Raw genomic sequence first — 21,964 nt, forward strand, 5'->3', positions numbered from 1 at the left:
CGGAAGCTACCTCAATTCCGCCACCGGCTCTCATGGAAGTGTTTCCACTCAATTCAGTGTCGGTTACCGTTAAGGTTCCCATGTCATTGAGTATACCACCACCGGAACCTGCAGCTCCGTTAGCTATGTTATTGGTGATCGTAGCGTTCGTCACCGTGAGTGTTCCTCCGGCGTTAAAGATTCCTCCACCACCTTCATTGGCAGCAGCGCCACTGGCGGTGTTTCCATCAATAGTTGTATTGTTAACGGTCATTGATCCGCTACCGTTCCACAGTCCGCCACCTTCAAGTGCCGCACTGTTCCCATTAACGGTACCGTTGGTTATTGTAGATGTACCAGGTCCCGTCATATGCAATCCTCCACCGTTACCCGGTGCAGAAGCTGTTGCGTTATTGTCTAAATTTACATTGAACAACGTGATACTTCCGACCGCAACAGAAGAATTGTCTTCAATTCCACCACCGGCTCTCTTGGCCGAGTTGTTTTCGATTGTTGTATTATTGACAACTACAGTTCCTCCATCTACATTTAGGATTCCTCCTCCGGAACCTGCAAGACCGGTAGCAACGTTGTTGGAAATGGTTGTGAAATTTTGGACCATGAGCACTCCTCCATTGTTGAAGATGCCTCCTCCTCCATTAGTTGGGTCATCTCCTCCGGCAGTGTTGCCATCTAAGATAGAGCTGTCAACTGTCATTGTACTTCCAGACTGATTCCATAATCCGCCACCTTCACTCGCAGCATCATTACCTGAAATAGTAGCTCCCGCAATATTAATCGTTGCTGTACCTGTAACGTGCATTCCTCCTCCGTTCCCCGGAGCGGGTGTTCCCGCAGAACCATCTACGCTGTTGGTAATAAGGGATGTATTGAACATATCTAATGTACCATCTACAATCTCAATTCCTCCTCCTGCACGGTTTGCAGCATTGTTATCGATCATTCCGCCAATGATAGCTACTGTTCCAGCTGTGGAGAAAAGACCTCCTCCAGATCCTGAAGTTCCGTTCGCTATGTTATTCTGAACTGTTCCGTTGACGATTCCAAGATTTCCACCGTTATTGAAGATACCGCCACCGCCATCGTCAGCAGCCGATCCGCTTGCACTGTTGATGTTGACCATGGTATCAAAAACATTCATGGTGCTTCCGGCTTGGTTCCAAAGCCCACCACCTTCACGAGCAGCTTGATTTGCAGAAATAACGGCGTTGTTAATGTTTGTGGTCGTTATTCCTGAAATATGGATTCCACCTCCATTACCGGGAGCAGGTGTTCCCGCTGTTCCGTTTACATCATTAAATGCGACCACGGTTCCGTTAAGATTTAACGCTCCATCGATCACTTCAATCGCCCCTCCGGCACGATTCGCATAATTTGAGAAAATAGTTATATCAGCAATTGTTACCGTTCCATTGGTGGAGAAAATACCACCTCCCGAACCTGCGGTTCCATTTGCGAAATTATTATTAATTGTTGTGCCACTAAGAACATCGAGTGTTCCTCCGTTGTTGAAAATTCCTCCACCACCATTATCAGCGGCAGCACCACTGGCAATGTTGTTGGTCACCGGCACGGCATCCACTGTCATTGTTCCAGTACCGTTCCATAGTCCACCACCTTCAGAAGCAGCGACATTGCTGTCTACTGTTCCGCCGGTAATGGTTGCATTGGCAGTACCAGTAATGTGTAAGCCACCACCGTTTCCAGGAGCAGCAGTCGCAGGAGCAACTCCGGCGTTGTTTGTATCTAAGGTTGTTCCTGACATAATCAGAGAACCTTCTATCAATTCAATACCCCCACCTGCTCTATTGGCAGTGTTGTTGGTTATGGTTGCGTCCGTAACGGTAACGGCTCCATTAGTAGAGAAGATTCCTCCACCCGATCCGGCCGCACCATCGGCAACGTTATCGGTAATCGACGTTCCTGCAAGGACATCCAAAGTTCCTCCATTGTTAAAGATCCCACCACCGCCATTATCGGCAGCAGCACCACTGGCAGTGTTGTTAGTCACCGGCACGGCATCCACTGTCATTGTTCCGGTACCGTTCCATAGTCCACCACCTTCAGAAGCAGCGACATTGCTGTCTACTGTTCCGCCGGTAATGGTTGCATTGGCAGTACCAGTAATGTGTAAGCCACCACCGTTTCCAGGAGCAGCAGTCGCAGGAGCAACTCCGGCGTTATTGTTATCAAGGGTTACATCGGTTAGATCAAGGTCACCATTAATAATTTCGATACCTCCTCCGGCTCTGTTGGCACGGTTTCCAGTAATAACCGTTGACGCACCAATAGTTACTGCACCATCCGTTGAAAATAAACCTCCACCAGATCCTGCAGTACCGGTAGCTCTGTTATTTATTAATGTACTTGGACCAGCACCCGTTGATATGTTCAACGTTCCTCCATTGTTAAAGATACCTCCTCCACCATTATCGGCAGCAGCACCTAATGCCTCGTTATTTACAATTTGCGTTGCGATGACATTCATAGTAGTACCAGCTTGGTTCCAAAGACCCCCTCCTTCAGAGGCAGCATCATTACCCGATACTATAGAATTGTTAAATGTAATTGTAGCAACACCCGTTACATGGAAACCACCACCATTACCCGGATTAGGTATTCCCGCGCCACCATTTACATCATTATTGCGTAATCGTGTTCCTGTTCCATTTAGGGTTCCATTTATTAGTTCAATACCACCTCCGGCTCTGTTTGCCGAATTGTCTTCAATAATCGCTTGCCCCATAGTAACCGTTCCGTCTGTACTAAAAATTCCACCACCACTTCCGGAAGTACCCGAAGCAGTATTATTGGATATCAATACAGAATTTCCAACAAGTGTTAAGGTTCCACCATTATTAAAGATACCTCCACCACCATCATCCGCAGCATCACCTTGGGCTGTGTTTCCAGAAACTGTGGTTGAAGAAACAACCATTGTCCCAGCGTTGTTCCAAAGACCACCGCCTTCAAGTGCAGCTTGGTTGTTTGATATTGTACTTCCTGTGATGTTTGCATTTGTGGTTCCCGATAGGTGAAGAGCTCCTCCATTACCCGGATTGGCCATCGTTCCTAAGCCGATATCCACTCCTGCAGTGTTGCCGCTCATTGTGATACCATTCAAGGTCAAAATTCCATTGGAAGCATCCTCAATCGCTCCACCGGCTCTACTGGCATAATTTCCAGTAATGGAAAGTCCCGAAGCCAATGCAAGAACACCGTTGGTGTTATTGAAGATTGCTCCTCCACGTCCGCCCGGAGTTGCCCCCATAGCGATATTCGTTGATAAGGTTGTAGCCGCATCGACATCTACCGTTCCGTTTCCATTGTTAAAGATTCCACCACCTCCGGTGTTTGAACCTAAGGCACTGTTGTCCGTAATCGTTGTTCCATTAATATCCATCAGTCCACTTCCGTTCCAAAGTCCCCCGCCTTCATTGGCGATATTATTGGTAACCGATCCTCCGTTCAATGTGACGTTTCCTGGACCTGTGATGTGAAGTCCACCTCCATTACCAGGACTTGTTCCTGCATTGTTTCCGTCCAATGTAATGTTCGTAAAGGTTGAAGTAGTTGTTGCAGCCACATTAATTTCAATTCCTCCACCGGCACGGTTCGATGTATTGCCCGTGACGGAAATTCCATCAAGGTTAAGCGTTCCGTTCAGGTTCAATATTCCTCCTCCAGAGCCCAATGTGGATCCTGAAGCTGTATTGTTCGTGATGGTACTTCCACCATCTACGGTAACGGTTCCGCCATTATTGAAGATTCCTCCCCCACCATCGTCGGCAGCGGCACCACCTTGGGCATCGTTCGCATCAATTTGAGTTCCAGTTACGGTCATTAAACCCGTATTGTTCCACAATCCACCTCCTTCTCTTCCGGCAATATTATTTTGTATAAGTCCACCGATAAAGGTTGAATTGGCCGTTCCTGAAATATGAACTGCACCTCCGTTACCTGGATTTGCGCCGGCATTGTTCTGACTTAAATTATAATTTCCGTCTACTGTCAGGGTACCGTCAATAAGCTCGATAGCACCTCCGGCACGATTTGAGGTATTGAAAGCCATTACCACATCAGTAATGGTAACAGCTCCATCAACACTCATAATGGCCCCACCAGAACCTGAGATTCCGTCGGCTACATTATTGGAATAAGCACCCCCATTTACATCTAGCGTACCTCCATTATTGAAGATTGCGCCACCACCGTTAGTAGCATCGTCGCCACTTGCTATGTTACCATCCATAATAGGAAGGTTTACGGTAAGCGTACCTAAATTGTTCCATAAACCACCTCCTTCAGAAGCAGCTAAATTATTTGAGATGTTACTGAAAAGATCTACGGTAGCACTAGTGGTTCCAGAAAGGTGTAAAGCCCCTCCATTTCCTGGATTAGCCGTTATGGTATTTCCTAGACCAATATCTACTCCGGCAGCGTTTCCTTGCATTGTCACTCCGTTAAGAAGCAATAATCCCCCTGAAGTATCTTCAATAGCTCCACCGGCTCTACTGGCATAGTTTCCATTGATTGTTAGTCCTGAAGCCAGTACAAGGCTACCGTTTGTGTTGTTGAAGATGGCACCACCTCGGCCTCCTGGAGTTGCCCCAGAAGCTATATTTCCTGTTAAAGTCGTAGCGGCATCGATATCTACGGTACCTCCACCAAGGTTAAAGATCCCTCCACCGCCGGTATTGGGCCCTAACGCACTATTTCCTGTTATGATCGTTCCGTTAATATCCATCAATCCACTACCGTTCCATAATCCGCCTCCTTCATTCGCACTATTGTTAATGATTGAACCACCGTTAAAGGTTGTATTAGCTGGCCCGGTAATGTGCAATCCACCTCCGTTACCCGGATTTGGAGTTGTTATTGAGTTTGTATTCAGTACTAGATTATTAAATGTATAGCTTGTTCCACCATTAATCTCTATACCCCCACCGGCACGATTGGCCGAATTGCCCGAAATAGAAATATTATCGACTGTTAAGCTTCCACCAAGTGTGAAGATTCCACCACCAGAACCAGCTGCTCCTGAGGCTATGTTTCCAACAATGGTACTTGTACCGTCAACAATGAGTGTTCCTCCATTATTGAAGATACCACCACCACCATCATCGGCACCGGCTCCTTGAGCGTCGTTCCCATTAATGCTCACATCTGTAACCGTCATGGTTCCTGTACCGTTCCATAAACCTCCACCTTCACGTGCAGCTAAATTTCCATTAACGGTACCACCGGTAATGCTTGCATCTCCAGCTCCGGTTATGTGAAGACCTCCACCATTGCCAGGGTTGGCTACGGCAGGTGCAACACCGGTATTGTTGTTATTAAGGGTTACATTAATTAAAGTAAGGTTTAACCCTGCTCCTGAATTGTCTTCTATTCCACCTCCCGCACGATTGGCTCTATTTCCATTAATTATAGTTCCGGTAGCACTTAAGGATGCACCAGTACTCATAAAAATACCTCCACCACTTCCAGAAGTACCGTTAGCTATATTGTTCGTTATGTTTACTGAATTATCCAAGGTTAACGTTCGACCTGAGTTTAGGTAGATACCACCACCCCCTTCTGTAGCTCCAGATCCACTGGCCGTATTACCATCAATCGATGTATTAGTAAGAGAGAGTGTACCTAGATCAAAAAAGATTCCCCCTCCATTTGACCCCGCTGAGTTACCAGAAATTGTGGCATCACTAATGGTCAAGCTTCCACCTCCGAAATTCACAGCCCCTCCATTTACTGAAGCTAAGTTACCTGTAAATGAGGTATTATTAGAAACAGTTACTGTCGCACCAGCTTCAATCTGTAGACCGCCCCCTACGAAACCAGCTTGGTTTCCAGATAGGGTAGCACCATCAATAGTTAGGGTTCCTCCTTGTGAAAGAACGCCCCCTCCTGAACCGGTAGCGATATTACCGCTAATTGTTCCGAAGACATTTAATGTTCCCCCGAAATTTTCAATGCCACCACTCCTAAAAGAAGCCGCATTAGATATAATTGAGGTAGATGCTCCAATATTCATAATACCTCCATTATTTAAGATCCCACCTCCTCTTGAAGCCGTATTGTTGGATATTATTGTACCAGAAATTGTGGTCGTTGTAGCTATACCACTGGTGCTATTATCGACTAGAATTCCACCGCCTATTGTAGCCGTGTTATTCGTTATTGTTCCCCCGGATATATTTAGCGTTTCTGTTTCGGTTACATATAGACCACGTCCTGTATTTCCTGAATCGATGTCTACGTCCGTCAGTTGTACACTATCAGTCGTTGCTAATCCTCCGTTAATAATTAGAGAAGCTGCATATGCTGCATCCAAGGTATTTACGTTTAGGATATCACCCGAGTCTCCCAAGTTTATCGTTAAGGTGCTTGTAGGGTTAGGGATAACTGTATCCTCAAAAGTAGCACCATTATCAACAATTTCAATTTCACCAGCATTTGCACTGTTTTGCAAAGTGGCATTATTCGCAACTGCAGAAGGCAGGTTTAATATTGTGTTAGCTGCATCTCCAGCATTAATAGGTTCTAATCCCGTATAGGTAATTGTCGAACCATCCAAATCTATATTTCCATTATTTCCATCCGCTCCTGGAACGTCGTAATTAAGTGTTTGAGTTGTAAAAGTAGCTCCCGTTACGGTCAATACATCACCAGGAGCACCGCTTTGAGAACCTCCATTGAAAATAATCGGGAAACCGAAAGTACCTCCGGAATAATCTGTAGTTGCCGAATCATTTCCACCAGCTCCATTCAGTGTTAGTGATGAAGTACTCGCAGATGGTTGTCTAAGTAGCTCCATCCCCCCATTAATAACTACAACATCGGCTCCGTCTAAAACTATCGTAAAAGTATCATCAGCCCCCGTACCCGGCACCATAGGATTTGAGTCGAACTGAACGGAAATGGTCACAATACAACTTGTTATTTGACCATTCCCATCGTCTACCGACCAAGTAATTACTGTATCTCCAACAGGGAATGATTCCCCGGCTAAAGTTGTGGTTCCATTCACATTGTTGGTAATAGTTATCGGAGGGCAATTATCTGAAGACGCCGTAGGGTCAAATTCATTTCCAACAACTGTATACATGTTTGATCCCGAATCCACATTTCGCGTACCGTTTGAAGCACACGTAATGGAGGGGGCTATATTATCCTGTACGGTTACCGTTGCAGTACACGTATCCATATTGCCTGCAGCATCCATCACGGTAAGAGTTACTGTATTACCTCCAATGTTTGAACAGGTAAATGACGAGGGTGAAACAGAACGACTTGTAATTCCTGTATCGTCAGTTGAGCCCCCATCTACCTGAGCTGCAGTAACTGAAGCATTCCCAGATGCATTCAATTGTACAGTCACATTTTGGCACACTGCGTTTGGAGGTGTTGTGTCCCCAACTACACCTGCACCAGAAATTTCTACCGGCCAATCTTCAGTTTCACCATCAAATCCGGTTTCGCATGGGCCCGCAACGGGTGTAGTACCGTTTTTTACAATAAACCGCATTCTGGTAATACCGTTTGTAGCCGACATAGGAATCATTGGAGTAGCATTCAAAGAGCCACCTCCTCCAGTTGGAAAATTAATATTACCCGAACCGGAATTCACCAATTCATTGGGATCATTAAAATCACCATCTATATTTAAATCAATGTAAAACGCATATGTGTAATTTTGGAGTCCCCCGGCATTGGTATTATATCCGACCGATAACTGATCGTTTGTTGTACTGTTTGGGGTAAAAATTGTAATAGGTGCTCGTCCGGTTTCATCTGTATAAGAACCAGGAATCGCACAACAGTTTTCACAATTTGGAAAATTTGATTGCAAGCAAGTTTGGCCTATGTAGAATGTGCTTCCTGCGCTTCCACTAGAAGCACAATATGTTTGTGCATGTCCATTGAAAGTCAAGGCAACCAGTGCTATCAACATAATTAAAATTCGAGTAGTTTTGTTTTTCATGATTGGTTTATTGAAGATTAATATTTTCCTTGGAAACAGAAATAAAAAAAGTATCACAAAGCGTCAATAGCCTATAATACTTCTTTACAATAACATTCTATTTTTGATTCCATAGTTTGCAGGGTATTTTTTTTATATAGTTATTTTTAATTTTAAGATGACCGTGTAAAAATTGTCCTTACCGCTGAAGCACTTCCACGTACTAATACGCATCTTTTCATATAGTAAGTCACATTAATTGTTATTATTTCAGTTTTAAATACCTACTTATTTTTTTACCTATTCTTTACATGTACGCAAAAAAAGATGTTTCGGTTTTATAAAATTTCAATTTTATTGCAATAGTTGTTGCTATATGATAATTAAAAGTAAATTTTATTGAAATATGCTTAGAAAATAGCAACACTTATTGAAAAAAAAACTACGTGGAAACACGTAGTTAAGGTCAAGCAAGAATATAGTTTATTGTTTTTCAGTTATTTATACCGGGACGTAAATACTGAAAATCCATAATATTAACAATAGATTGTGAGAAATGAAAGAAAGCGACTACAGCGTTAAAAGTAGGAATTATCGCTGTTCCAAATAATTCAAGACATTGGTTTTAATGCGATTATGCAGGTCTGAAAGATCCCCCTTTACAAACGGTTCGCCGGTAATATTCTCATACAATTCAATATAGCGCTCGGAAACACTGTTGATATAAGCATCGCTCATTTCCGGAACGCGTTGCCCTTCCAAGCCCTGAAAGCCGTTCTGAATAAGCCATTGACGTACGAATTCTTTTGACAGTTGCTTCTGCGGTTCTCCTTTTTGTTGTCTTTCTGAATAGCCTTCCGCATAAAAATAACGCGAAGAATCGGGTGTGTGGATCTCATCGATTAAAACGATCTTCCCCGCTTTCGTTTTTCCGAATTCATATTTGGTATCAACAAGGATCAATCCGCGTTTGGCTGCGATCTCGGTTCCACGCTGAAACAATTTTCTCGTGTAGTCTTCCAACTGAAGGTATTCCGTTTCAGAAACGATCCCTCGTGCCAAAATGTCTTCCCGAGAAATGTCTTCATCGTGATCCCCTGCATCGGCTTTGGTAGCCGGGGTAATGATAGGTTCCGGAAATTTATCATTCTCCTGCATCCCTTCGCGCATTGCTACACCACAGAGCATGCGTTTTCCTGCTTTGTATTCACGGGCTGCATGACCGCTCAAGTACCCGCGGATTACCATTTCTACTTTATACGGTTCACAGGCTGCCCCAACCGCAACATTCGGGTCGGGCGTGGCGATCAACCAATTGGGTACCAGATCTTCGGTATCCCGCATCATCTTCGTAGCGATCTGGTTTAGGATCTGCCCCTTATAAGGTATTCCCTTTGGCATGACGACGTCGAAAGCACTAAGCCTATCGGTCGCAACCATGACCAAGAGGTCGTCTTCTAAGGTATACACTTCGCGTACTTTTCCGCGATATACTGCTTTTTGTCCCGGAAACTGAAAATCTGTTACTGTTAGCGTTTGCGCCATTTCTTAATCTATGTTTTCGATATTCTTGTATGCGGCGATCACTTCTTTCACCAAACGGTGACGGATCACGTCCTTGTCGTCCAAATAGATCATCCCTACGCCATTAACATCCTTTAGCACCAATAAGGCCTCTTTTAGCCCGGAAATCACACGTCTGGGCAGATCAATTTGCCCCGGGTCTCCGGTGATCATGAATTTGGCATTCTTACCCATACGGGTTAAGAACATCTTCATTTGTGCATGGGTGGTGTTCTGTGCCTCGTCAAGGATAACAAAGGCGTTGTCCAAAGTACGACCGCGCATGAAGGCTAAAGGTGCGATCTGAATGGTTCCATTCTCAATGAACATCTCCAATTTCTCATGCGGAATCATATCGCGAAGGGCATCATACAAGGGTTGCATATACGGATCCAGTTTCTCTTTGAGATCTCCGGGAAGGAAACCCAGATTTTCACCCGCTTCCACCGCCGGACGGGTAAGAATAATACGCTTCACTTGTTTTTCTTTCAAAGCTTTAACTGCCAGCGCCACTCCCGTATACGTTTTTCCTGTTCCCGCAGGACCCACGGCAAAGACCATGTCGTTCTTTTGCATTTTCTCCACCAACTTACGCTGATTGGCCGTTTGAGCCTTGACCAGTTTTCCGTTCACGCCATGCACCAATACTTCATTACTGCTTGGCGAGGTCTCGTATTCTTCGGGACCGGCACTCTGAAGGATTCGCTCGATGCTGTTCTCGTCGATCTTATTGTATTTGGCAAAATGATCCAACAACATAGAGATACGCGAGTCGAACTCTTCGAGAACCTCTTCGTCCCCGTAGACCTTGATCTTGCTACCGCGAGCAACTATTTTTAATTTAGGAAAGTATTTTTTAAGCAGATCGATATTAGCGTTTTGGAGGCCGAAGAAATCACGTGGGCTAATCTCTGTCAATTCGATAATAAGTTCGTTCAAAAGCGGTGTGATTAAATTTATGAATACAATATGCAAAATAGTTTTGCTACTCACAAAAGTAACCTATTTTTGTGGTACTTGTGTAAACAAAATATCAACAATTAGCCCATGCCCATCATTACGTTAACGACCGATTTTGGAGAGAAGGATCACTTTGCAGGTGCGGTTAAAGGGGCTATCTACAGCGAACTGGATACGGTTCGTATTGTTGATATCTCGCACTCGGTTTCACCCTTTCACATCACCGAGGCTGCCTACATCATTCAAAATGCGTATCGCAGTTTTCCGGAAGGTAGTATCCATATCATAGGCATCGACAGTGAACTGAATCCGGAGAATACACATATAGCCGTATATCTGGACGGGCACTATTTTCTATGTGCCAACAATGGTATCATTTCGATGTTAGCTTCGGAAATAAAGCCGGAGAAGATCGTAGAGATCAACATTCACGATCGCATTACCAGTAACTTTCCTGTGTTGGACGTATTTGTGAAGGTTGCATGCCATCTTGCTCGTGGCGGTACCTTAGAAGTAATCGGTAAAACCATTTCAGAAATAAAAGAGCTCACGGGAATCCGGCCGGTGGTGAATTCAGATTCCAACCAGATCATTGGAAACGTGATCTACATTGATAACTACGGAAATGTGATCTGCAATATTACTAAGAACCTATTTGACGATGTAGGGAAAGGGCGTGATTTTAGTATTGCGGCACGCGGCGCCACCTTTACGAAAATTCATACGCATTACAGCGATGCCATTAATTTTGACGTTCCCCCGGAACGCCGAGAAGAGGATGGTAAGAAACTTGCTTTGTGGAACTCGTCCAATTATTTAGAATTGGCCATTTATAAAAGTAATCCATCGACCGTGGGGAGTGCGTCGACCTTATTCGGATTGGGTTTTCGAGACACCATTACCGTAAATTTTAGCTAGCATGTTCACAAGAATTGTAAAAATGGAATTTCAAGAGGCGAAGGTGCCGGCCTTTTTAGATAATTTTGAATCTGTAAAGGATAAGATCCGAAACTTTCCGGGATGTGAATTTTTGGAATTGTACCGTGATAAGGATGATGATACTATCTTCTTTACCTATAGTAAATGGAAAGCCACAGCGGATCTGGATGCTTATCGCAACAGTTCACTTTTTAAGAAAGTATGGGCAACAACCAAACCGATGTTCCGTTCTAAACCAGTTGCCTGGAGTGTGGATACGGTATGGGTGAGTTAGGAATTGGGAGTTAGGAGTTGGAAGTTGGGAGTTGGGAGTTGGGAGTTGGGAGTTTGGAGTTGGAAGTTGGAAGTTGGGAGTTTGGAATTTGGAGTTAGGGGTTGGGAGTTGGAAGTTGGGAGTTAGGAGTTAGGAGTTAGGAGTTAGGAGTTAGGAGTTAGGAGATAAAAATAAGAATGACAGCTATTATTAAAAGAGAGATCAATGCATTTTTTGCCGGCCCGGTCGGGTATTTGGTGATCGCAACCTTTTTGTTAATCAATGGGTTGTTCCTTTGGGTCTTTGCCGGAACCTTCAATATACTAGACGCCGGGTTTGCCGATCTTTCTGCATTTTTTGAACTGGCTCCCTGGGTGCTGTTGTTCCTTATTCCAGCTGTCACCATGCGTGCCTTCAGTGAAGAAATGAAGATGGGTACACTGGAGCTGTTACTAACCAAGCCTATTTCCTTACGCAACATTGTTCTTGGCAAATACTTTGGCGCTGTAATCCTTATCGTGATCGCAATCCTACCTACTTTGTTGTATATCCTAACCATTTCCAATCTTGGGAATCCGCCGGGAAATTGGGACGTTGGGAGTACCTTGGGATCTTATATCGGATTGCTGTTCTTGGTGCTTGCCTATACCGCCATTGGCGTGTTTGCCTCCACCCTTTCCCAAAACCAAATCGTAGCCTTCCTTATCGCTATGTTTCTCTGTTTTGGCTTGTATTACGGTTTTGAAGCTATGGCCGAACTAACAAATGCTGCCGTGGTTCAAGGATTTGGTATGAAAGCACACTTTAACAGTGTGGCACGGGGTGTCCTTGATACGCGAGATATTATCTATTTTTTAAGTGTCGCGGGGCTGTTTCTTGCGGCAACCGTTTTAAAAATAAGTAAAGAGTAGTGATACATACCAACAAAAAACATATCACCTCCTTTGCGGTCCTTGTTCTGGGACTTATCCTTTTGAACGTGCTCTCGCAGCATGTGTACCATCGTTTCGACCTTACCCAAGATCAACGGTACACGCTTTCGCAAGCTGCCAAAGAAACCATTGCGACGGTCGACTCCCCCATGATCGTGGATGTCTTTCTCACAGGAACATTTCCTCCTGAATTTCGGCGATTACAGCTAGAAACACGCCAATTATTAGAAGAGTTTGCCGCCTATAATCCAAATATTACCTACGAATTCATCGATCCGTTGGAAGGGGAAGAAGATCCGGCTGCCATTAGACAGCAATTAGCCAACTTCGGACTCAAGGCGGCACAGATCGAAGTGCGGGAGGATGGTAAAATAAGCACAGAACTCATCTATCCCTGGGCGCTGGCGTATTACAAGGACAAGACCGTCAAGATCCCCTTGCTCAAGAATCAGTTAGGGGCCACTTCGGAAGAGCGGGTGAACAGTTCCATTCAAAATCTGGAATACGCCTTTGCCGATGGGTTCAACAAGCTGGTATTTCCGAAGAAACGAAAAGTAGCCGTACTCAAAGGAAACGGTCAGCTCGATGAACGATACATTGCCGATTTTTTTACCACCTTACGTGAGTATTACTTCATCGCGCCCTTTACACTAGATTCTGCTGCGGTGAATCCTAAAAGGACCTTAGAACAGCTCAACGGATTCGATCTAATTGTATCTGCCAAACCACAGCAAGCCTTTACAGATTCAGAAAAGTACATCCTCGATCAATACACCATGAACGGCGGTGCCTCCCTTTGGCTCATCGATGCGACCGAACTCCAAACCGATACCATTTCCGGAAAGACCATAGTCTTTGGGACCGATCTCAACCTCACCGATCTCTTCTTCAAATACGGGTTGCGGATTAACCCCAACTTGGTGAAAGATGTCTATTCGGCTCCCATTGTCTTGGCTACGGGTTCCGAAAACGAGGCACAGTACAACCGGTATCCCTGGTTCTACAATCCGTTGAGCGCCAGTGGCAGCGACCACCCCATCACCAGCAATATCGAAGCCGTAAAGTTCTCGTATGCCAGTGCCATCGATACGTTACCAAGCCGTTTGGAAAAGACCGTACTACTCTCCTCGTCCCCTATCACCAAGATCGTAGGATTGCCTGCGGAAATCGATTATGACAAGGAGATCCCGAAGAACCTTCAGGTAGTGAACGAAGGCCCGGACCCTTCAGAATATACCGCAGGTGAAACCCCGCTGGCGGTACTACTTGAAGGCAGCTTTCCTTCGGCATTTACGAACAGAATAAAACCTTTTCAACTTTCCGAAGATAAGACGCAAAGCGTCCCTGCCAAGATGGTGGTGATAAGTGACGGTGACGTGATTGTGAATCAGCTGGACCGCAATCGGCCGCTGGAACTAGGCTTCGACAAAATGACGAATGCCTTCTACGGAAATAAAGAATTCTTGCTCAATACGGTGAATTATTTGCTGGATGACAGCGGACTTATAAACATTCGAACCAAGGAAATTGCGGTACCCTTCCTCGATCCGCAACGCACCGCCGAGCAGCGCGGCCAATGGCAACTCGTTAATGTCTTGCTACCATTGGTTTTGCTGGCACTATTCGGTGTGGTATTCTCCTATCTTCGGAAGCGAAAATACGCCCGTTAGTTGTTAATAAGTTAGTTTTCTTATACGTCCCAATTGAAATATATTTGTAGGGATGCATCACGGCCAGTGCGCTAAGAACAGCGGCGCAAGATGACACACGGAAACTAACAGATAGAAATTTAACGTAGATGAAATTTATTGTATCGAGTTCGTATTTATTAAAGCAATTACAAGTATTAGGGGGCATTATCAACAATAACAACACGCTGCCTATTTTAGATAACTTCCTGTTCGATCTGGACGGAAGCACCTTAGTGGTATCGGCATCGGATCTGGAGACGACCATTTCCTCCAAACTGGATGTAGAAAGCAACGAGAAAGGCAAGGTATGTATCCCTGCCCGGCTCTTATTGGATACGCTAAAAACCTTTCCGGAGCAACCACTCACCTTTACCATAGAAGACAACAGCACCGTGGAAATAAGTTCCAACCACGGGAAATACGCATTGGCCTATGCCAATGGCGAAGAATTCCCGAATGCGGTGGCCTTAAAGGACCCCTCTAGCACTGTGGTACAAGGCGATATACTGGCCACGGCCATCAGCAAGACCATCTTTGCCAGCGGAAACGACGATCTGCGTCCGGTGATGAGCGGGGTGTTCTTTCAGTTCTCTACGGAAGGGCTCACCTTTGTTGCAACCGACGCACACAAATTGGTAAAATATACACGCGAAGATGTTTCGGCCTCACAAACTGCCGAATTCATCATGCCGAAGAAGCCACTTAACCTTTTAAAAGGCATCTTAGCCGGAAGCGAGGACGAAGTGGTGATCGAATACAACGAGAGCAACGCCAAGTTCTCTTTTGACGGCACCCAGATGATCTGCCGCCTTATAGACGGGAAATATCCTAACTACGAAGCGGTGATCCCTAAGGAGAACCCGAACAGACTCACCATAGACCGCAACCAATTCCTTAACTCGGTACGGCGGGTGTCCATCTTCTCGAACAAGACCACGCACCAAATACGTTTAAAGATCGCAGGCGCCGAACTGAACATCTCTGCCGAAGATATCGATTACAGCAACAAGGCCGAAGAGCGCCTCACCTGTGACTATCAAGGAGACGATATGCAAATAGGGTTCAACTCCCGTTTCCTTACCGAAATGCTCAACAACCTTACCAGTGACGAAGTCTCACTGGCCATGTCGCTGCCCAACCGGGCGGGGATCCTCACCCCTGTGGACGGCCTGGACGAAGGCGAGCAGGTGACCATGCTGGTGATGCCGGTGATGTTAAACAATTAAACAGAAAAGGTTGCGAAAGCAGCCTTTTTTGGTTTAGGAAAAAAATTAATGATAGCCGGTGTTGCCAGTAATACCGACCTTGAATGCGAAGAAATTTAAAAAAGGAATTAGAATACTTTAAAATGCGAAGTCCATCTCGGATTTACGTAAGCAAATCATTTCCTTATTTGAAATTTAGAAGCATTTTTACCAATGAAAAACGATTCGTAAAGAAAGTTTTCAAAAAGGAAACCATCAATGAGTTTGCTGAAGTAAAAGGAGAAATTGTACTACGAGAAACTGGAATTTTTGAAGACAAATATCAAGTCAGTGCAATTGTTTACTCAATAAAAGACACCAACCTATTAGAATTTACTTTACAAAAGTTTACGGAAAATCAAGAAACAGGAATAACAACACCTATTCAAGAAACAGCTTTTTCATTTAGTCAAGAAGAATTTACTGCTTTATTAAAATTTTTAAGCGACTTAAAGTTTTTAGATTTTTCAAACAAAGAACGTTTTGTAATTGAAGAAGGAACATTACCAAACAGAAAAATACTTCTAAACTTAACAAAACCAGATCCAAGTAAAGTTCTTGTTGATAAAGAATTGGCTGATATAGTTGACAAATTATCAGATTTAGAAAAAGAAAAAAGAGAATCTGTTTTAGAGACTTTACGTAATAATGTTTTGACAAAAGAAGACTTGAATATTCTATCTGGACGAAAAGAAGGTTTGGAGTTATTTAGTGAACTTCTTGAAAAGGACGTTACTGAACCAGAATGGCAATTATTCTTCAAACAAAATTCTTGGATTTTCGGATATGGACTTGACTACAGATTTTTGAGCATCCTTCAAAGAGAAGCTTCGGTTTCATCAACTGACCTCGATGGAAAAAATGAAGTGAAATCGGACTATCTACTTGCCGATAAAAATTTCACTGTTTTGGTTGAGTTAAAAAGGCCAGATACAGCTCTATTCGAAAAAGACAAAAATCGTTCTGAATCTTGGAGATTGTCAAAGGATTTGACCTATGCTGTTTCACAAATCCTTGCTCAAAAAGCAGAATGGAAAATAAAATCACAAACAGAACAGTTTGACGGAGAAGGAAATAAAATTGAACAAAAGACATTTGACCCAAAAACAATTTTAATAATTGGTAATTCTAATCAATTTTCAGGTTCTACAAAAACTGACTTAATAAAGAAAAAGACATTTGAACTTTACAGACGAAATTCAAGGAATATTGAAATCCTGACTTATGATGAGCTTTTTGCAAGAGCAACGTTTATTGTCAATGACGGAAAAAATAATGAAGAATCTGAACTGAATAATGTATCGGATGAAGAATATGATGATTTACCATTTTAAAAAAGTACTACTGGCAACAAAGAACTGAGGTAAAAACCAACTCTTTTCTGCATTAAATTTGAAACATATTGTGCCTGGGCCAATACGCTATAATTTAGATTTTGGCCATTAAATTTATCCTTGTTTTGTCTCATCCCCTTGCCAAAACAGACACATAATTTTCATCGTACGGCAATCCTGATGTAGCTATAGCAAAAGCTTGTTTTAAAAGTTTATTGGCCACAGCGATCAATGCTAATTTCTTGCTCTTTCCCTTTGCTACAATGCGCTCATAAAGCATTCTACATCCCCGGTTGTGCTTGCAGGCATTGAATGCACATAGGAATAAAAGGTTTCGTAGCTTTTTATTACCTACTTTGCTGATCCTGCTTCTGCCCCTTACACTACTGCCAGATTCCCGTATCGTTGGTGTGATCCCTACATAGCTGCACAGTTGTGAAGCTTTCTCGAATTTAGAGAACCCATCAGTTATAACAACCAAGAACAATGCAGTCTTGATACCTATGCCTGGTATGCCGGTCAATAAGGTTAATTGTTGTTGTTGCTCCTGTTTTACAAGCTCCAGCAGGCGATCTTCAATACCTTTCACTTCCATATTCAAATGTTTAAGGTCGCGCTTTAGGGATCTGTAAGCGTACCTGGAGGGGATCCCCAAGGCTTCTTCGCCGTGAAGCTTGTTCTTGGTGGCCGTACGCTTCTTTAGATAACTATCCATTAATCTAAAGAGCTGTAAGCACTCTGCCTGTACATCGGTAAGGGCATTGTAGAGTGGAGGTTGGTTTGACAGAGCATAATCACAGATAGCTTGGGCATCACTCTTATCTGTCTTTACCTTGGCCAGTTTCATCTGAACAAAACGCTTGACAGATAATGGGTTTACTACCGATACGCTAATACCGTTCTTGTAAAGGAACTGTGCAAGTCGATAGTGGTAATAGCCCGTAGCTTCCATAACAACAAGACTGTTTTGCGACAGTGACTTTAGAAATTGCTTAAACCCCGAAGCTTCATTCTTGAATTGGGAATGACCGCAAACGCTGCCATAGACATCAAAGACATCCTTGCTGATATCAACTCCAAAAGTTTCTTTATATTTATTCATAAGAACTGATTTATGAAAGAACATACTACCTTAAGCACAACAACTTGAAAACGAGGTCCGGCCTCATAGAACTGAACGTGGTTGAAGTAGTAAAAGAGAGGGGATTATCATTGTTGACGAAGTACAGAGCTTCTACGTATATCTTAATCCTCTCTTTTGTTCTTTCTGATTACAATATTAATTTAGTGAGATTCAAACTTAAGACGTATATAGCTCATAGCTGTGCAGTTTATTAATCGTAGTTAAGGCATATTTGCAAGTCCGCCAAATTTTTTAATTTGGCTTATTGAGAAAAAAAAGGTAATAAGAAAATTAAAAAATTCGGCTCGTGCTTAACCGAAAAATAATCGCTAATTAACACGCTACGAGCCATATACAAGACCGTTAACTCCTATATTTACAATGGAACTTATCTGTCTTTCTCACCACCATCACTACAGATTCCACTTTCAATTCCCTTTTCCCTGTCCTAAGAAATTCGTATTTTGAAATCCGAAAAAGAAAAACGCTTCCTAATTTATAAAACACACACCTTCATGACGCAAAACGCATACCCTACTCTCTTAAAAAGAATCTTTCTATTTCCTGTACTTTGCCTCTTATGTTATACGCAAACCCATGCCCAAGGTCCCGATGAGGATCAGTTGGGTGCTTGGTATATGTATTTTTTCAATACTTCTTTCGGGGAATCTGATTGGGGGCTTCAGGGCGACTTTCAATACCGGGACTGGCGCGGATTGGGTGACAGAGAGCAGTTATTATTGCGTTCCGGTGTTACCTATACTCCTAAGGATCTGGGCGTCAAATTTACACTGGGCTATGGGAACATCAGTTCCGGTGCCTATGGCACAGACAGCGATGCGCTCGTGATCGAACATCGTGTGTATCAAGAAGCGCTCCTTTCCAATACCATTTTGAAACGATTGCTCGTGACCCACCGCTTTCGTTATGAACAGCGCTGGGTGGAGGATCAGGATTTCAGAACCCGCTATCGGTACAATTTGTTTGTGAACATACCATTCAACGCCAACGAACTGGTGAAAAACACCTACTATTTTGCCTTTTACAATGAGCTTTTTATCAACGGAGAGCGCCAAATTGGGGACGGGCGCAGTGTGGGTTATTTTGACCGAAACCGAACCTACTTGGGATTAGGGTATGTACTCAAACCCAACCTCCGATTTCAGTTGGGCTGGATGCAACAGACCACCACCAACTGGCAAAAAGGTCAGTTGCAAATTAGCGCACACCACAGCTTCTAACCCGATATTAAAATTGCACTGACCTTACCAACGCACAAGGGAAATCCGTATCTTGTTATATCCTTATCTTGAGCGTCATGGTGAAGCACAGACTCTTTACAACTCCCTTTTCCAGCGTGTATCCGCATTACATCTATAAGGCCGAAAGCAAGGGCTACACCAAAGAAGAGGTCGATACCATTATCAAGTGGTTGACAGGTTATAGCCAAAAAGGGTTGCAACACCAATTGGATGCCCGTACCGACTTTGAGACGTTCTTCGAGGAAGCACCGGAGATCAACCCTAATGTTGTAAAGATCACCGGAGTGATCTGCGGACAGCGCGTAGAAGACATTGAAGACGAACTCATGCAAAAGATCCGTTATCTGGATAAACTAGTGGATGAACTGGCACGCGGTAAGCCCATCGAGAAAATCCTGCGTAGGTAGCCGTTACTGCAGTCTCTAACTGTTATTAAGTTTATTATGTATCTTAGCCCCTACCAAGGACAGACGATCCCATGCTAAAATTCTTCCGAAACATTCGCAGGAATCTCCTTACCGAACACCGCTTCGGAAAGTATATGTTGTATGCCGTTGGTGAGATCGTCCTAGTGGTGATTGGTATTCTTATTGCATTAAGCATCAACAATGCCAATGAACGACGCAGTATTCGTGAAAAAGAACAAACCTATCTCAAGGGTTTGGAAAGCGAATTTGAAGCCAGTAAGCTGAAGCTTCAGACTCTTATCGAGGTTAACAGACGCAGTTATGAAAGTGCCAAGACACTGCTGGTGTTGCTTGAGGATACCACACAAACCCCCCAAGAAGCCCGAATATCAAAACTTCTCTATGATGCTTTTGCCTTTGAGATCGCTTACAATCCGAACAATTCCCTGCTTGATGAGATCATCAATTCGGGGAGTTTGAATGTCATCTCCAATGACGAACTCCGGTTACATCTTACCTCGTGGGAATCGGTGCTGGAAACCCTGCGTATTCAGGAAGCAGACCTTCGGCAACAACGTGAAAGCGTACGGCAGTTGCTTGGCAGCGAGCAAGGGAGTATCCGAACCATTTTCGATCAGACTGATGTAACTGCGACCTATTTAAAAATGCCTTCAGAAAAAGAACCCTTCAGCAATTTGCCGCTACTACAAAGTCGGCTGTTTGAGAATAAAGCCTATTCTTTTATACTTACCGGGATCAGTGCCGAGTCCTCACATTACCTGCCGCTACTTACAGAATTGGACATTCTACTGGCGCTGATCGCTTCGGAACGGACTGACTAGCAGTTTACCCTTGGTGAATATGGCTGCACCGAAGGGCGTTCGTTGAATATGTGTTTGGAAGCTTATGATGAGGCAGGAGTCTTCGACAGGCTCAGACCAGATTATTCAACGAGCTCCCATTACTGAACTTAGTAACGAATGTGTACCTTTACTGCTTACGAATCTATAAAAGAAACCATATGACCTTAGGTGCTTTTTCCATTAGTTTGAGTGTGAAGGACCTCAAGATATCCAAAGAATTTTATGAAGGTCTGGGCTTTGCCGTCTTTGCAGGCGGTCTTGAGCAAAATTACCTTATCATGAAACAAGGCACTTCCCTTATCGGGTTGTTTGAGGGAATGTTTGAAGGCAACCTTCTTACCTTTAATCCGGGTTGGGACACCAACGCACAGCCATTGCCGGAGTTCGATGATGTTCGTGACATTCAAAAACACATGCAAGCGCAAGGAATTTCGCTGGAGCGTGAAGTAGACACCTCTACATCAGGGCCGGGGAGTATTGTTTTTAAAGATCCCGACGGTAACATCATACTAGTAGACCAACATCGTTAGGAGACTGATTTTGTAGCGAATTTTCACTTTTTTAACATTATATCATTGGTTTGTTGTATTTTTAATAGACCTAACAACAAACCTCATGACGTACCAACCAACAACTGATCTCATTCGGCGATTCAACATTCATACCGGTGGCAAGGGTTCACAGCCCATGCTTTTCGCACACGGATATGGCTGTGATCAGAATATGTGGCGTTTTGTTTCTCCACATTTTGAAAAAGGTTATAAGACCGTACTTTTTGATTATATAGGTGCGGGAAAATCGGATGTTTCGGTTTACGATCCTAACAAGTACAGTTCTCTTGAGGCCTATGCGGATGATGTGATCGCCATCTGTGAAGGATTAAAATTGACTGAAGTGGTCTTTGTAGGGCATTCTGTAAGCAGTATGATAGGCGTACTGGCTGCCAATAAGCGCCCGGACCTCTTTGCCCGTTTGGTATTGGTGGGGCCTTCTCCCCGCTACATTAATGATGACAACTATGTAGGAGGCTTTGATGAAGACGCCATAGAGGAGCTGTTGGATACCTTAGATACTAATTATTTAGGGTGGTCAACCACCATGGCGCCTGTGATCATGGGAAATCCGGAGCGACCCGAGCTTGGAAAAGAATTAAGCAATAGCTTCTGTCAAACCGATCCTGAGATCGCCAAGAACTTTGCTCGTGCTACTTTCTTATCCGATAACCGAAAGGACCTAAAAAGACTGCAAATTCCTACGCTTGTACTACAATGCTCACAGGATGTGATCGCTCCCGTGGAAGTGGGTACATACGTGGCAGAAGCCATCCCTAACAGTTCTTTAAAAATTCTTAGTGCCACGGGACACTGTCCCAATCTTAGCGCCCCGGAAGAAACCGTGGACGCAATAAAGGAGTTTTTGGAAAACTGAGC

General features: G+C 43.9%; 15 protein-coding genes. 11 read left to right on the plus strand and 4 right to left on the minus strand.

Going from position 1 to position 21,964, the window contains the following annotated elements:
* The 3 genes from AACZ11_RS05845 to AACZ11_RS05855 all read right to left on the minus strand — a co-directional run.
* Positions 1–7,984, minus strand: a 7,984-nt coding sequence (locus AACZ11_RS05845) for a GEVED domain-containing protein (RefSeq protein WP_339831771.1), incomplete at its 3' end; no start/stop codon positions are given.
* A 570-nt stretch (positions 7,985–8,554) separates the two neighbouring features.
* Positions 8,555–9,508 carry a phosphoribosylaminoimidazolesuccinocarboxamide synthase gene (locus tag AACZ11_RS05850; RefSeq protein WP_290628681.1) on the minus strand — a complete coding sequence of 318 codons (954 nt, stop codon included), beginning with the start codon at positions 9,506–9,508 and terminating at the stop codon, positions 8,555–8,557.
* Positions 9,509–9,511: 3 nt separating this feature from the next.
* On the minus strand, positions 9,512–10,465 hold the full coding sequence (locus AACZ11_RS05855; protein WP_290628680.1) for a PhoH family protein: 954 nt from the start codon (positions 10,463–10,465) through the stop codon (positions 9,512–9,514).
* Between the two features lie 108 nt (positions 10,466–10,573).
* On the opposite strand from AACZ11_RS05855, the gene AACZ11_RS05860 reads away from it, so the two are divergent.
* The 6 genes from AACZ11_RS05860 (at position 10,574) to AACZ11_RS05885 (ending at position 16,879) form a co-directional block, all read left to right on the plus strand.
* A complete protein-coding gene (locus tag AACZ11_RS05860; protein WP_290628679.1) occupies positions 10,574–11,404 on the plus strand; it encodes an SAM-dependent chlorinase/fluorinase in 831 nt (276 codons plus the stop codon).
* Between the two features lies 1 nt (position 11,405).
* Positions 11,406–11,699 (plus strand): antibiotic biosynthesis monooxygenase family protein, encoded by a 294-nt coding sequence (locus tag AACZ11_RS05865; RefSeq protein ID WP_290628678.1) that lies wholly within the window; start codon positions 11,406–11,408, stop codon positions 11,697–11,699.
* Between the two features lie 176 nt (positions 11,700–11,875).
* Positions 11,876–12,589: a gliding motility-associated ABC transporter permease subunit GldF gene (gldF, locus tag AACZ11_RS05870; protein WP_290628677.1), complete on the plus strand. Its 714-nt coding sequence runs from the start codon at positions 11,876–11,878 to the stop codon at positions 12,587–12,589.
* Positions 12,589–14,280 carry a gliding motility-associated ABC transporter substrate-binding protein GldG gene (gene gldG / locus AACZ11_RS05875; RefSeq protein ID WP_339831776.1) on the plus strand — a complete coding sequence of 564 codons (1,692 nt, stop codon included), beginning with the start codon at positions 12,589–12,591 and terminating at the stop codon, positions 14,278–14,280. The genes gldF and gldG overlap by 1 nt, the downstream gene beginning before the upstream one ends.
* Before the next feature lie 128 nt (positions 14,281–14,408).
* Positions 14,409–15,527 (plus strand): DNA polymerase III subunit beta, encoded by a 1,119-nt coding sequence (dnaN, locus tag AACZ11_RS05880; RefSeq protein WP_290628675.1) that lies wholly within the window; start codon positions 14,409–14,411, stop codon positions 15,525–15,527.
* Between the two features lie 83 nt (positions 15,528–15,610).
* Positions 15,611–16,879, plus strand: coding sequence for a Shedu immune nuclease family protein (locus AACZ11_RS05885; protein ID WP_339831780.1), 1,269 nt, complete (start codon positions 15,611–15,613; stop codon positions 16,877–16,879).
* 130 nt (positions 16,880–17,009) lie between these two features.
* On the opposite strand, the gene AACZ11_RS05890 is transcribed toward AACZ11_RS05885, so the two are convergent.
* Positions 17,010–17,981 carry an IS110 family transposase gene (locus AACZ11_RS05890; RefSeq protein WP_290628673.1) on the minus strand — a complete coding sequence of 324 codons (972 nt, stop codon included), beginning with the start codon at positions 17,979–17,981 and terminating at the stop codon, positions 17,010–17,012.
* Positions 17,982–18,517: 536 nt separating this feature from the next.
* Between AACZ11_RS05890 and AACZ11_RS05895 the strand changes: the two genes are divergently transcribed.
* The 5 genes from AACZ11_RS05895 (at position 18,518) to AACZ11_RS05915 (ending at position 21,962) form a co-directional block, all read left to right on the plus strand.
* Positions 18,518–19,243, plus strand: a complete 726-nt coding sequence (locus tag AACZ11_RS05895) for a DUF2490 domain-containing protein (RefSeq protein WP_290628672.1) — start codon at positions 18,518–18,520, stop codon at positions 19,241–19,243.
* Between the two features lie 77 nt (positions 19,244–19,320).
* A complete protein-coding gene (locus AACZ11_RS05900; RefSeq protein WP_290628671.1) occupies positions 19,321–19,671 on the plus strand; it encodes a DUF2200 domain-containing protein in 351 nt (116 codons plus the stop codon).
* A 71-nt stretch (positions 19,672–19,742) separates the two neighbouring features.
* Positions 19,743–20,513 (plus strand): DUF6090 family protein, encoded by a 771-nt coding sequence (locus AACZ11_RS05905; RefSeq protein WP_290628670.1) that lies wholly within the window; start codon positions 19,743–19,745, stop codon positions 20,511–20,513.
* A 179-nt stretch (positions 20,514–20,692) separates the two neighbouring features.
* The gene (locus AACZ11_RS05910) at positions 20,693–21,064 is read left to right on the plus strand and encodes a VOC family protein (protein ID WP_290628669.1); all 372 of its coding nucleotides are present in this window, start codon (positions 20,693–20,695) and stop codon (positions 21,062–21,064) included.
* An 85-nt stretch (positions 21,065–21,149) separates the two neighbouring features.
* The gene (locus AACZ11_RS05915) at positions 21,150–21,962 is read left to right on the plus strand and encodes an alpha/beta hydrolase (protein WP_290628668.1); all 813 of its coding nucleotides are present in this window, start codon (positions 21,150–21,152) and stop codon (positions 21,960–21,962) included.
* Positions 21,963–21,964 lie beyond the last annotated feature (2 nt).

Origin of the sequence: uncultured Altibacter sp. (assembly GCF_963972995.1) — a bacterium.
Lineage (GTDB): Bacteria > Bacteroidota > Bacteroidia > Flavobacteriales > Flavobacteriaceae > Altibacter.